The 11,979-nt window shown below is 67.3% G+C and carries 10 protein-coding genes; 4 read left to right on the forward strand and 6 right to left on the reverse strand.

All coding sequences use genetic code 11. The features are described from left to right. Positions 1 to 98 precede the first annotated feature (98 nt). Positions 99 to 2,573: a TonB-dependent receptor gene (locus ACI48D_RS04735; RefSeq protein WP_435570060.1), complete on the forward strand. Its 2,475-nt coding sequence runs from the start codon at positions 99 to 101 to the stop codon at positions 2,571 to 2,573. Between the two features lie 70 nt (positions 2,574 to 2,643). On the opposite strand, the gene ACI48D_RS04740 is transcribed toward ACI48D_RS04735, so the two are convergent. From ACI48D_RS04740 to ACI48D_RS04760, 5 genes are all read right to left on the reverse strand, one after another. Next, on the reverse strand, positions 2,644 to 3,087 hold the full coding sequence (locus ACI48D_RS04740) for a MarR family winged helix-turn-helix transcriptional regulator (protein WP_435570061.1): 444 nt from the start codon (positions 3,085 to 3,087) through the stop codon (positions 2,644 to 2,646). Between the two features lie 22 nt (positions 3,088 to 3,109). Further along, entirely contained in the window at positions 3,110 to 4,669 is a 1,560-nt protein-coding gene (locus tag ACI48D_RS04745) for a sensor domain-containing diguanylate cyclase (RefSeq protein ID WP_435570062.1), read from the reverse strand. 16 nt (positions 4,670 to 4,685) lie between these two features. Further along, a complete protein-coding gene (locus ACI48D_RS04750; RefSeq protein WP_435570063.1) occupies positions 4,686 to 6,590 on the reverse strand; it encodes a diguanylate cyclase domain-containing protein in 1,905 nt (634 codons plus the stop codon). Between the two features lie 305 nt (positions 6,591 to 6,895). Beyond that, entirely contained in the window at positions 6,896 to 7,726 is an 831-nt protein-coding gene (locus ACI48D_RS04755) for a PEP-CTERM sorting domain-containing protein (protein ID WP_435570064.1), read from the reverse strand. 195 nt (positions 7,727 to 7,921) lie between these two features. Further along, positions 7,922 to 9,985 (reverse strand): ATP-binding protein, encoded by a 2,064-nt coding sequence (locus ACI48D_RS04760; RefSeq protein WP_435570065.1) that lies wholly within the window; start codon positions 9,983 to 9,985, stop codon positions 7,922 to 7,924. A 154-nt stretch (positions 9,986 to 10,139) separates the two neighbouring features. Here ACI48D_RS04760 and ACI48D_RS04765 point away from each other — a divergent pair, with 154 nt between their 5' ends. From ACI48D_RS04765 to ACI48D_RS04775, 3 genes are all read left to right on the forward strand, one after another. Further along, complete coding sequence (locus ACI48D_RS04765; protein ID WP_435570066.1) at positions 10,140 to 10,574, forward strand: response regulator; 435 nt, start codon at positions 10,140 to 10,142, stop codon at positions 10,572 to 10,574. A 320-nt stretch (positions 10,575 to 10,894) separates the two neighbouring features. After that, the gene (locus tag ACI48D_RS04770) at positions 10,895 to 11,257 is read left to right on the forward strand and encodes a YciI family protein (protein ID WP_435570067.1); all 363 of its coding nucleotides are present in this window, start codon (positions 10,895 to 10,897) and stop codon (positions 11,255 to 11,257) included. 239 nt (positions 11,258 to 11,496) lie between these two features. After that, positions 11,497 to 11,655, forward strand: coding sequence for a hypothetical protein (locus ACI48D_RS04775; protein ID WP_435570068.1), 159 nt, complete (start codon positions 11,497 to 11,499; stop codon positions 11,653 to 11,655). On the opposite strand, the gene ACI48D_RS04780 is transcribed toward ACI48D_RS04775, so the two are convergent. Beyond that, positions 11,631 to 11,969 (reverse strand): copper-binding protein, encoded by a 339-nt coding sequence (locus tag ACI48D_RS04780; RefSeq protein ID WP_435570069.1) that lies wholly within the window; start codon positions 11,967 to 11,969, stop codon positions 11,631 to 11,633. The two genes, ACI48D_RS04775 and ACI48D_RS04780, sit on opposite strands and share 25 nt — an antisense overlap. Between the last annotated feature and the right edge of the window lie 10 nt (positions 11,970 to 11,979).

Raw genomic sequence — 11,979 nt, forward strand, 5'->3', positions numbered from 1 at the left:
CTCGACTTTCCTTGTCGAAGCATTAATTCGACAGGCGTGCCGGGGAGGAGACGCCCCGCCAGTAGCCGGATTCCCATCGCAAAAAAGAGAGCCTACACATGAAAACCCACGTTCCGTTCCCGGCCCCGCAATTGTCGGCGGTCGCCCTTGCCGTGCTCGCCCTGGTGGCACAGTCCCAGGCCATGGCCCAGGAATCCTCGCCCCTCCCCGCGCAGGACAACGCGCAGAAAGAGATGCAGCAGATCGTCGTGACCGGCACCGCATCGGCCTCCGGCACGCGCAAGATCGACACCAGTTTTTCGATCACCACCGCCACCGAGGAACAGCTGAGGGCCGCGGCGCCGAGCAGCACCGCGGACGTGCTGAAGATCGTGCCGGGCGTGTATGCCGAAGCCACCGGCGGCCAGTCGGGCGCCAACATCGAGGTGCGCGGCTTCCCTTCGGGCAGCGACTCGCCCTTCGTGTCGGTGCAGATGAACGGCAACCCGATCTATCCGGTGCCGGTGCTGTCCTTCTTCGAGGGTTCGTCGGCGTTCCGCCTGGATGACACCATCGAGCGCGTCGAAGTGCTGCGCGGCGGCCCGAGCACCATCTATTCGGTCGGCCAGCCTGGCGCGACCATGAACTTCATCATGAAGAAGGGCGGCGACACGCCGGAAGGCAACCTGCGCTTCACCACCGGCACCGGCAACCTGCGCCGCGTGGACGGCGTCTACAGCGGCAAGATCGCGGACGGCTGGTACGGCATGATCGGCGGCTTCTACCGCAGCACCAATGGCGTACGCGACGCCGGCTTCCCGGCGGACGACGGCGGCCAGCTGTCGGCCTCGCTGACCCGCAAGCTGGACCAGGGCGAGCTGACCTTGTACGCGCGTTCGACCTCCGACAAGAACGCCTTCTACACCGGCGTGCCGCTGATCTCGTCGAACAACGGCCACACGATCTCGTCCTTCCCCGGTTTCGATCCGCTTACCGGGACCCTGATGAGCAACGAGATGCGCAACTTCACGGTCGAAGCCGGTCCCGGCAAGACCCTGAACTACGACCTGGGCAACGGGCGCGGCCTGAACTCGAACCTGATCGGCGCGGACTTCCAGCAGAAACTGAACGGCTGGGACGTGTCGAACAAGCTGAACTACTTCAGCGGCGACCTGAATACCATCGCCATGTTCACCGGTAACAACCCGCTCACCGCCGCCGATTACCTGGCGCAGGCGATCACCGCCAACAACGGGAATGCGGCAACCGTCGCGGCGGCCGGCGGCGTGCGCGCCACCGGCGGCGCCATCACGTACACGACCGGCGGCGCCGCGGTCGCACCCGGCCAGCAAGTGGTGCAGGCGGGCCTGTGGGCGGTCGAGAAGAAGCTGCGCTCCTTCACCGACGAATTCCGCGTCAGCCGCGACATCGGCTACAACAACACGCTGACCGTCGGCGCGTATGTCGCCAACTATTCCTCGCACGACGTCTGGTATCTCGGCAACAGCCACCTGATGACGGCGACCCCGAACGCCCGCCTGATCAACGTGAAGCTGAACAACGGCGTGGTGGTGTCGAACAACGGCACCGACGGCAACGTGTTCTACGCGCCGATCGCGTCCTACAACGGCGACAACACCGCCGGCTTCATCGCCGACGAATGGCGCATCAACGACCGCATCAAGGTCGATGCCGGCATGCGCCACGAACGCCAGCGCATCTCGGGCTCGATCTCGAATCTGACGTCGGCCGATACCGACAACAACCCGCTGACCGTCTACAACAACGGCACCTCGCAGCCGAACGGCAGCTACACCGGCCTGTCGCGCTCGGATTCGGCGAACTCGTTCACGGTCGGCGGCCTGTATAAGCTGACCCGCGATTCCAGCGTGTTCGTGCGCGCCAACCAGGGCCATACCTTCATCTACTTCGACGACCTGCGCAACGCCGGCAGCCAGGACGTGGTCAACGACCGTAACCGCGTGCCGAACCCGAAGGTGACCCAGTACGAAGTCGGCTTCAAGACCGCGACCCCGCTGTACAGCGCCTACGTGAACGCCTTCTTCACCGACTTCACCGGCATCTCGTTCCAGCAGATCACGACCACCGACGTGCTGTACTCGGTCAGCGGCTCGAAGGGCAAGGGCGTGGAATTCGAACTGGCGGTGCGCCCGATCACCGGCCTGCAGCTGCAGCTGACCGGCGACTGGCAGGATTCGACCTACAAGGACAACCCGGCGATCAACGGCAACGCCGTGCAGCGCCAGCCGAAGTTCCAGTACCGCTTCTCGCCGAGCTACCGGATCCCGGTGGGCGACATGGCGCTCAAGCTGTACGGCACCTACTCGCACGTCGGCAGCCGCTGGGCCGACCAGCAGAACACCCAGTACCTGCCGGCCTATGACACGCTCGACCTCGGGATCCTGGCCGAACTGTCCGACAGGCTGGAACTGCGCCTGAGCGGCACCAACCTCACCAATGAGCTTGGCCTGACCGAGGGCAATTCGCGCCTGGTCGGCGCCAGCAGCGGTCCGATCAATGCGCGCCCGATCTTCGGCCGCACCTGGGAAGCGTCGATCAACTACCGCTTCTGAGGCCAGGCTCGCACTGTTGTCTCTCGCTGTTGTAACCCCTCTTGCGGGCCTTCGGGCCCGCTTTTTTTTGTCAGCCGGCGCCCGCGGCCAGCTTCGCGCGCAGGCCCTCGAGCTGGCGCTTGAGCGCAGCCAGCTCGCCCGGCGCGCACGCCGCCGCGCGCAGCATCTGCTCCTGGATCGCGGCAGCTTGCTGCGCCAGCGCGCGGCCGGCATCCGTCAGGCTGAGCACGACCTGGCGTTCATCCGCGTTCGAGCGCGCGCGCGCCAGCAGGCCAGCCGCTTCGAGTCGCTTGAGCAGCGGCGTCAGCGTGGCCGAATCGAGGAACAGCCGCGCCCCGATGTCCGACACGGTCACCCCGTCGCGCTCCCACAGCACCAGCATGACCAGGTATTGCGGATAGGTCAGGCCCAGCTTGCGCAGCAGCTTGCGGTACACCTTGTTCATCGCCAGCCCGGTCGAGTACAGCGCGAAGCACAGCTGGTCGTCCAGCAAGGGGGTCGTTGTCGATTCCATGGAAGCGATGGTAGATCGCGCGCTATGCAATTGCAAGCGATGTGGCATGCCCGGCCGCCACGCGGTTGCGCCCGTCCGCCTTGGCCTGGTACAGCAGGCGGTCCGCGGCTTCGACCCAGGCGCCGTCCGCTTCGGCGGCGGCGAGGCCGGCCGCCACGCCTAGGCTCAGGCTCACCTTGCCGGTCGGGCTGTCGGCATGGTCGAGGGCCAGCCCGGCCACCGCCGCGCGGATGGCGTCGGCCACCGTGGTCGCACCGGCCAGGTCGGTCCCGGGCAGTATCACGGCGAATTCCTCGCCGCCGTAGCGCGCCGCCAGGTCGCCGGGACGGCGCGTCCCGGCCGCGATCGCCGCCGCGACCCGGCACAGGCAATCGTCGCCGGCCACGTGGCCGTAGCGGTCGTTGTACTTCTTGAAGAAATCGACGTCGGCCAGGATCAGCGCGAACGGCACGCCGCTGCGGCGTGCTCGCGCCAGCTCGCGCGCCAGGGTTTCATCGAACAGGCGGCGGTTGGCCAGCCCGGTCAGGCCGTCGCTCTCGGCCAGCGCCTTGAGCGTCTGGTTGTGGCGCTCCAGCGCGGCGCCGGCCTGGCGCAGTTCGTCCTCGAGCCTTTCGCGGATGCGGATCTGGCGGATCATGCGGGCCCCGCCCCAGGCCAGCATGGCGATCGCGAACGCCACCACGCAGCTCATCTTGATCGCCGCCCCCCACCAGTTGCCGAGGATCTCGTCCTTCGACTGGGCGCTGCCGACCATCAGCGGATAGCCTTCCAGGCGTTGGTAGCTGAACAGGCGCTCGATGCCGTCGATCCGCGACTTCAGCATCGCAGTGCCGGCCCCCCTGCTCCTCATCATCTGGAACACCGGCCCTTTGCTGATGTCGGTGCCGATCAGGCCTTCCCTGAACGGGCGCCGGTATAGCAAGGTGCCGTCGTCGAGGGCCAGGGCGATGCTGCCGTCGCGCCCGATGTCGAAGCTGTCGTAGAAGCGGCCGAAGAAGCCGAGGTCGAGGGTCACCAGCGCGACCCCGCCGAAGCTGCCGTCGGGGCGGTCGATGCGGCGCGACACCGGAATCACCATTACGCCGGTGGAGCGGCTGCGCACCGGCTTGCCGACGTGGGTGCCGCGGCCGGGATGGGCCTGGTGGTAGCGGAAGTATTCGCGGTCGACGTTGTTCGCCCGCACCGGGTTCGGCAGCGCGGTCACGAGCCAGCCGCCGTCGGCGTCGTACACGAACAGGCCGTGCACTTCGGCGGAGTGGGCGGCGATGTGCACGAAGCGCGCATGCAGGCGTTCGCCCGCCGCGCCCGCCGTGCCGTCTTGCTCGACGCGTTCGACGGTCTCGGCCAGGATCGCATCGGCCACCTTGAACGAGGTCTCGGCCTGGACCGCCAGCGCGCGCGCCATGTTCGCGGTGCTGGCCGCGGTCTCGGCCAGTTGGTCCTGGCGCGCCGTCCATAGGCTCCAGCCGTGGATCCCGGCCAGCAGCGCGCAGCAGGCCGCCAGCAGCGCGATCGAGCGTCCGACCAGCGGCCGGCGGATCTTGTCCAGGTGTTTCAGGCGGGGCGCGGAACTCGGCGACATCGGCTTTACATGTGCCTCAGTGGCCGCCAGCCGTCAGCACCGTGGCGGTGTCGCGCCCTTCCCGCTTGGACTGGTACAGGGCCTCGTCGGCCGCGTGCGCCAGCGTGGCCTGTTCCGGATGGGCGGACCAGGCAATGCCGATGCTGACCGTGATCCGGCGCGGCTGGCCGTCGACCAGGAACTCGGCGCGCAGCACGTCCAGCAGCTTGTCGGCGATGCGGCCGCACTCGCGCGCCGAGCCGACCTGTTCGAGGATGATCACGAACTCGTCGCCCGCCAGGCGCGCCACGGTGTCGGTGGCGCGCACGCTGCCCGAGAGGCGCCTGGCGAATTCGCGCAGCACGGCGTCGCCGCTGGCGTGGCCGAGGCTGTCGTTGACCTGCTTGAAGTGGTCGACGTCGAGGTAGACCAGGGCCATCGCCATCGCGCTGCGGCGCGCTCGCGCGATCGCCTGCACCAGGCGCTCCTCGTAGCTGCGGCGGTTCGGCAGGCCGGTCAGGTGGTCCGAATGCGCCAGCGCGTGCAGCTGGCGCTCGTATTCGCGCGCGGATGTCGCGTCGGTCGACAGCACGTAGATTCCCTGCACCGCGCCGCCGCGCAGGTGCGGCAGGTAGGTGGTGCTGATCACGCGGCGGCGTCCGCGGCGCTCTTCCTCGATTTCCAGCGCCGAGGCATGCCCGTCCAGGCAGCGCTCCAGGGCCGCGCGGCGCGGCGCGAAGAAGGCTTCGCCCATTGCCTCGGGCACGGTCTTGCCGAGCATGTCGGCGCTCTTGACCCCGAACCACTCCTGGTAGCGCTGGTTGGCGAAGGCGTAGCGCATTCCGCTATCGATGTAGGCGATCAGGGCCGGCACGTTGTCGGCGATGGTGCGCAGGCGCTCCTCGCTCTCGACGATGCGGGCGCGCGATTCGGCCAGCTCGGTGACGTCCTTCAGCGCCACCACCGCGCCCAGCGCCTCGCCGTTCGGGCCCTTCAGTGCGCGGCCGCTGGCCAGCACGCGATGCGCGCCCCGCTCCCGTACCACCACCATCGGCGCATCCTTGACGTTCTCGCCGCGCAGGGCGCGCGCCAGCGGAATGCGGGCTTCGTCGAGCGGGGTCATGCCGTCTTCCTCGAACAGGCCGTAGTGGTGAGCCCATTCAGGCGCCTTGAGGTGCGCGACGTCGCTGCCGTGCAGGTCGCGCGCGGCGCGGTTGAACAGGGTCAGCGCGCCGTCGGCGCCGCAGGCGACCACGCCGACGTCGACCGATTCGAGCACGGCGTCGAGCAGTTCCTGCTTCTGCACCAGGGCCTGCTGGGCCTGCTGGCGCTGCTGCGCCTCCTGTTCCAGCAGCCGGTTCTTGGCGTGCAGTTCGCGGGTGCGGTCCTCGACCCGGCGCTCAAGCTCCACGTTCAGCTCGCGCAGCGCCATCTGGGCGGCGTCGCGCGCCGCTACCAGCACGCCGCGGTTCAATTCGTCCTGCACCATCTGCGCGAGGTCGCGCAGCATGCGCTTGTCGGCATCGCCGAACTGGCGCGGCTGCCGGTCGAGAACGCACAGGGTGCCGAGCGGCTGGCCGTCGACGCTGTACACCGGCTGGCCCGCATAGAAGCGCACGAAGGGCGCGCCCACCACCAGCGGGTGGTCGGCGAAGCGTTCGTCGAGATGCGTGTCGGGCACCACCAGCAGCTCGTCCAAGGCCACCGCATGGCTGCAGAAGGCCAGCGAGCGCGGGGTTTCGCACATGTCGAGGCCGATACGCGACTTGAACCATTGGCGGTGCGCGTCGACCAGCGAGACCAGCGCCATCGGTGCGCCGAAAGCTGCTGCGGCGATGCGGGTGAAGCGGTCGAAGCGGTCTTCCTGGGGCGTGTCGAGTACTGCCAGGGCGCGCAAGGCCTTGACGCGCCCCTCTTCTGCGAGTTCTTGTTGACTGAGCATGAATAAACCTTGCCGCGGCGCGGCCGAGAAAAGAACCGGCAGGGTCGAGGCCGGCGGTCGGGGACTCGCGATTCTAGTGCATTCCATACTGGCTGTGCAGCAACTTCGCATTCATTTCCGTGGGGAAACCATTAATACGGAATCAACACGAATGATGAATTGTATAACGAAAATATTTGAGAGATTTCAATATTTTTCTTATTTACAAGAGCGAAGGCCCCGTCCAGGACAAAGGCGATGCGGTCCGGTCGATCGCGGCGTAACGGCCCGCCCGGATAAGCCGAACAGTGGGATCCGCACAACAGCTACGCGGAAGCGACGAAACACTGACGGCGCCGGCCTGCCCCGGCCAGCAGCGCCGCCCCGGCCAGGTACATTGCCCAGGCGCCCGGTTCCGGGATCGGGTACGCGACCCAGACGTTGGTCACGCTGTCGACGCGCCAGCCGAAGCTGCCGCCCATCCAGGCATCGTCATCGTTCGAGAAGCTCAGGCTCAGGGTCCTCGACAGTGTCCGCTCCAGCCCCGGCATATCCTGGCCCACGCCTTCCGCGAAGGTCTCGCGCAGCGCCGGCATGGCGCCCAGCACGCCGTAGAGCGTAGCGCTGCCGTAGCCGTACTGGCTGGACACGGAGTCACGGCCCGAGGACATCACCATGTCGATATCGATGTAGACCGTCATGCTGGCATGGGGGGAAAGCTCGAAGGCCTGGACGGGCGAGCGGCTGCTGCCGAAGGTCTCGAAGCTCTGGATGCCGGTGCGCGGTGCGAAGCTTGCCGCGCTGCCCTGCCAGTCGCGCAGGCCGGCGCCCAGATCGAAGCGGGCCTGCACACTGGCGCCGTCGCCCCAACGGTTCTCGAGCAAGGTGGCGTTGGCGCTGTCGTCCACCAGGTTGACGCGGTAGTCGTCGACTCTCTCCCACAGCCCATGGTAGGCATGCAGGGAAGCCTGCAGGAACTGGCTGGCCGTGCTGCCGCCGAACCTGAGCTCGGGCGCCACCCCGTCGCCCGGCTTCAGGTCGGACAGCGTGTAGCGCAGGTTGGATGCGCCGGTCACGATACTGACCTGGGCCTGCGCAGAGGGCACGAGCGTGATCAGCGGCAACAGCAGCGCGAGCGCGGGAAGGGAACGGTTCATGACCACCTCCATCCATCTGTCCGTATCCGATAAAGCTTAGCACCGGCCGCGTCGTCAGGCTCGAGGCTGTCTCAAGTGCGCTACAGCGCGCCGAACGCCAGGACTTCCCCGTCCTCCGGCACCAGCACGCGCCCGCGCAGGCCTTCCCGGTCCCAGCTGCGCGAGCCCTTGGCGCGCAGGTCGAGCGCCGAACGCTCAGCCGCACGAAGCGATGATGGCTTTCAGCACGTCGAGGTCGACCGGCTTGGTCAGGTGGGCGTCGAAGCCGGCCGCTTCCGAGCGCGCGCGGTCTTCCTGCGTGCCCCAGCCGGTCACCGCGACCAGCCTGGCGTGCGCCAGCGCGGGCGTGGCGCGCAGCCGCCGCGCGACTTCGTAGCCGTTCAGGCCCGGCATGCCGATGTCGAGGAAGGCGACATCGGGCAGGAAAGCCGCGGCCGCCTCCAGCGCCGCCAGGCCGTCGCCGGCGACGTCGACCCGGTGTCCCTCGATTTCGAGCAGCGCGCGCAGCATCTCGACCGCATCGGCATTGTCGTCCGCCAGCAGGATGCGCAGCGGACGCTGGCCGGCGCTGGCCGGCGTGCCGGCACCCTGGCCGTCCACGCCCGCGACAGCCTGCGCCAGCGGCAGTTCGATCGTGAAGACGCTGCCCTTGCCCAGGCCGGGGCTCTCGGCGCGCACGCTGCCGCCGTGCAGCTCGGTCATCTGCTTCACCAGATGCAGGCCGATGCCCAGGCCGCCCGATTCCTGCTCCGGATGGCGCCCGACCTGGGTGAACATGTCGAAGATGTTCGGCAGGGCCTCGGCCGGGATCCCGATGCCGCTGTCGCGCACCGCGACGTACGCGCGCGCCCCAGGTCCTTGCTCACGGCGCGCTTCGAGGACGATGCTCCCGCCCTCCATCGTGTACTTGGCCGCGTTCGACAGCAGGTTGCCGACCACCTGGGCCAGCCGGGCAGCGTCGACATGCACCAGCATGCCCTCGTCGGCGATGTCCATGCGGAAGGCGTGGCGCCGCGCATCGATGCCCGGCAGGGCCATCTCGACCGCGCGCTGCAGCACGTCCTTCAGCGATACATCGGCCATCTTCAGCTCGACCTTGCCACTGCTGATGCGGGCCAGGTCGAGCAGGTCGTCGACCAGATGCACCAGATGGTTGACCTGGCGTTCCATCATCGGCCTGACCTTGGCCAGCAGGCCGGGCTTGTCGGCGCCGATGCGCAGCAGGTCGAGGCCGGCGCGCATCGGCGCCAGCGGATTGCGCAGCTCGTGCGCCAGCGTGGCCAGGAATTCGGACTGGCGGCGGTTGGCGGTTGCCAGGTCGTCGGCCAGCCGCTGCAGTGCCTCGCGGCGTTCGCGCTCCTCGGTGACGTCGCGCAGGAACACCGCCACCTGCTGGCTGTCCGGATCGCCGAGGGGTGCCGCGTACACGTCCAGCCAGCGGTCCAGGTTGGCCGAGTGCTGCTGCACGCGCACCGGTAGCCCGGTGCTGGCCACGCGGCCGTAGATGCGCGACCAGCGTATGTCATGGACCGGCACCAGCTCGCGGATGGTGCGGCCGACCGCCCCCTCCAGACCGGTGTGCTTGACGAAGGCCGGGTTCACCTCGAGGATGCGGTAGTTCCACGGCTCGCCCCGATCGTCCTGGATCATCTCGATGATGCAGAAGCCGACGTCGATCGAATCGAGCACGGTGCGGTAGCGCTGCTCACCGCGCAGCCGGGCCGATTCGCTGGAGCGCAGGCGGCGCTCGATCCCCGCCTGGCGCTGTAGCTCGAACTGGGCCATCACCTGCTCGGCCAGGGTCTGCAGGGCGAAGCGCTGGATGGCGCTCAAGCCCTGCGGGCGCGCGGTCCGGTCGAGCACGCACAGGGTGCCCAGCGGCAGCCCCTCGGGGGTGCTCAAGAGCGCGCCGGCATAGAAGCGCAGGCCGGACCCGGCGGTCACCAGCGGATTGCGGGCAAAACGCGGGTCCTGGCTGGCGTCGGGCACGACCATCGTGCCCTCGCCCAGCAGCGCGTGCTTGCAGATCGAATCGTCGAGCGGCATCTCGCGCACGCCCAGCCCGAGCTCGGACTTGAACCACTGGCGTCCCGAATCGATGAGGTTGACCGCCGCGATCGGCGCCTCCAGCAGTTCCGCCGCCAGCCGCACCAGGTCGTCGATGGCCCTGTCGGGCGGCGTGTCGAGGATCGCATAGCGTTCCAGCGCGGCCAGGCGTTCTTCTTCAGTCCATTTTTCGTCGATCTGATCTGGGATCATGTCAGGACTGCACCGATGTTTTCGGAAAACAAAGACTGTAGCACAGCGGATTGTCCTGACGATGCGCCGCGCTTGCATGGATGAGAAAAAATGTTACAACTTTCCGGTTGAACTAGCGCGAGCCGTCGTCATCCACCTGAGAGGAGGATAGCCAATGAGATGCGCACTGCTCGTAGAACATGACCCTGTGGCTTGCGGAGAGATTTCTGCCCTGCTGAAGTCGCTCGGCTATATCGTGGCCACCACGGACAGCCCGCGTGCGGCCCTGAATACCGCCCAGACGGTGCGCTTCGATCTGGTCCTGAGCTACACCACCTTCAACGCGGACGACCGCCGCTCCTTCATTGGCGAGATCGCCCGGCTGGCACCGCAGGCGCCCGTGATCCTGCTGCTCGACGAGCGGGGCCACGTCCCCCACTACCACGCCGGCCACAGCACGGTGCTGGCCAAGCCGGTCACGCTGCGTTCGCTGCGCCGCGTGATCGAATTCGGCATCGACGGCAACGGCGCCATGCCGTCCCATGCGATGCACGCGACACCGCAACGGGAGCGGCGCCGGCAGAGCCAGCGGCGCCTGCGGCCGCGCTAGCCGCGGCGGTCGACACTCGCCACCGGTCCTGGCCTGGCGTTGCGGTCGAAGGCCGCCACCGTGATCAATGGCGGTCTGCATCAACGTCATATCCGCGTCATCCCGGTGGCCGGCGTGTGCTGCGCGGCCGGAATGAACAGCAGGCGCCGATGCCCATGATGCCCCACCCGAGCGTCACGCTTTCTTGTAGCCGGTCCGTTTGGGCACCGCGACAGGGGTTTGTCGAGTCGATGCGTCGAAAACCGGGATGCTCGCTCGTCGATAGAATGAGGCGGTGCGGATCGCCTGCCTATCGGCCTATTACCTTACAAGGAGATGTCATGACTCAGTATCTGGTTGCTATTCACCACCCCGATGATTTCGACCCGGCCAGCGAAGGCGAAGCGGTACGCGCCGAGATCAGTGCACTCAACCGCGAAATGATCGAGGCCGGGGTCAGGGTGTTCGTTGGCGGACTGCGGCCGGTTGCGGAGGCGCGCTCGGTGCGCCGGCCGGCCGGTGGTGCCGTACAGTTCACCGATGGGCCTTATCTGGAGGCCAAGGAGCATGTGGGCGGGTTTTGGGTGCTCGAATGCGCCAGTCTGGATGAGGCGCTGGAGTGGGGACGGAAGGCGGCGCTGGCTTGCCGGGCGGGGGTGGAGGTGCGGGCTTTTTATGCGATGCCGGGGCGGACTTCCAGCTGACTTGGGCGTATAGCTAACTTGATACCGGCTGACGCTGCGCGCTGCGCGCTGCGCCTCCGGCGCGCCACCGCGAGCGGTGGCAGAAGTGGCGATTCGAATCCCCACGCAAGCCGCGCAGGCGGCTTGCTTCTCTCCGCCACGATTGGCCGTGACTAACACGACTTGATCTCTCTTGAGACAAGCTTTTTGACTAACGTGTGCCTTTGGCGGCGAACGATCTTGTCTTGGCTGAGCTACACATGGACGGCGCCTTTGCCGCCGAAATTTCGCTAACCACCATCTCCACCATCGTATTGAACACCGCCCGGCAGCTTGACTCAGCGCTTGAAGTACGGCGCCAGGATAACCTTGAACAGGTAGCCCGGCAGGCTCCTTATTTCACCGAGGTGATGACGTAGCTGCCGCCTTGCTCCTGGAACTCGACTTGAACGCGCTGGCCAGCGCGCAGTTTGTCCAGCAAGCCCTTGTCCTTGACGCCGAAGGTCATCGTCATCGCCGGCCAGTTCAGGGTCTTGACCGGCCCATGTTCCAGCGTCACCTTGCCATTCCCCGCGTCGACGTTTTTGACGACGCCGGTAGCCTGGTGCACCGCCGCCTTCGTTTCCTTGCCAGACTGTCCCATCGCCATACCATCCATCTGGGTCGCCTGTGCGAAGGCGGCAGTCGGGGCGGTCAGCGCGAGGGTGATGATCGCAATGCTCAAAGTTTTCATGATGGTTTTC

Source organism: Massilia sp. LXY-6 (assembly GCF_051233485.1).
Lineage (GTDB): Bacteria > Pseudomonadota > Gammaproteobacteria > Burkholderiales > Burkholderiaceae_D > Telluria.